We start from the raw sequence: 1,414 nt of genomic DNA on the forward strand, positions 1-1,414 counted from the left end.
TCAAAGTTTTCTGCTAGTACCGCTTTAACCCCAAGTAACCTAGTTCCTTTAGCCGCCCAATCTCTTGAACTACCAGAACCATATTCTTTTCCAGCAATAATGATTGTCGGCTGGTTATGTTCTTGATACTTCATCGCAGCTTCGTAAATCGACATTACTTGGTTTGTAGGTGTATAGTTGGTCACTCCACCTTCGGTTCCAGGCACCATCTCATTGCGAAGCCGAACATTGGCAAACGTTCCCCGTATCATAACTTCATGATTTCCGCGTCGAGCTCCATACGTATTAAAGTCATTCGGTTTTACACCTATTTCTTTCAAATACTCTCCTGCTGGACTTTTTACTAATATCGATCCAGCTGGTGAGATGTGGTCTGTAGTAATTGAATCTCCAAGTATAACCAATGGTCGAGCCCCTCTTATGGATTGCATTGGAGTGACTTCATATTCTATATTTTGAAGAAAAGGCGGTTCTTGAATATAATTAGAGTCTGAATCCCACTGATAATCTGGATTTACTCCTACTTGTAAAGCGTTCCATCTCTCATTGACCTCGAAAATATTTTCATATTTTGCACGAAATAGTTCAGGTTTCACATGCTTTCGAATAATCTGGTCGATTTCTTCGGATGGCGGCCAAATATCCTTTAAATAAACAGGACCTTTATCTTGATCGTAGCTAATTGGTTCCTGTAACAGATCAATATCAAGTGTCCCTACTAGAGCATAAGCCACAACTAGTGGAGGTGATGCTAGATAGTTAGCTTTAATTAAGGAATGAACACGTCCTTCAAAATTTCTGTTTCCACTTAAAATCGAAGAGACTGTAAGATCATACTTTTGGATGGCATCCTCTACTTCTGGAATTAAGGGTCCACTGCTTCCATTGCAAGTAGCACAGCCGTATCCTATCACATTGAAGCCAAGCTTTTCCATATAAGGCATCAGACCCGCCCGCGTTAAATATTCAGTAACCACTAAAGAACCCGGTGAGAGGCTAGTTTTCACATGTGCAGGAACTTGTAACCCCCGTTCTACTGCTTTTTTAGCCAATAAACCTGCTGCAATCATCACGGAAGGATTAGACGTATTTGTACAGCTTGTGATAGCGGCGAGTACCAGTGAACCAGTTTTCAACTCTGATGTCGTTCCATTGGCGAATTGTAAAGGAATCTTTGTTGCAATTTTTTCCTCTGTTAATCCAAATCCTCCTTGCTTCACTGGGAGTCCTAATACCTCTTTAAATGTTTGTTTTAAGGATTTTAAATCTACCCTGTCCTGAGGACGCTTGGGACCAGCGACAGAAGCTTGTACAGTGGAAAGATCCAGTTCCAAGATGTCCGTATAAAGAGGATCAGGCATGGTATCATCTCGGAAAAGACCTTGTGCTTTAGTATAAGCTTCAATTAATTGAA

1 protein-coding gene is annotated in these 1,414 nt (G+C 40.9%); it reads right to left on the reverse strand.

Going from position 1 to position 1,414, the window contains the following annotated elements; translation table 11 throughout:
* Window positions 1–1,414, reverse strand: a 1,414-nt coding sequence (gene acnA, locus DFO72_RS29070) for an aconitate hydratase AcnA (RefSeq protein ID WP_134177355.1), incomplete at both ends; no start/stop codon positions are given.

The sequence above is a fragment of the Cytobacillus oceanisediminis genome (assembly GCF_004366035.1).
In the GTDB taxonomy this organism is placed as follows: domain Bacteria; phylum Bacillota; class Bacilli; order Bacillales; family Cytobacillaceae; genus Cytobacillus; species Cytobacillus oceanisediminis_C.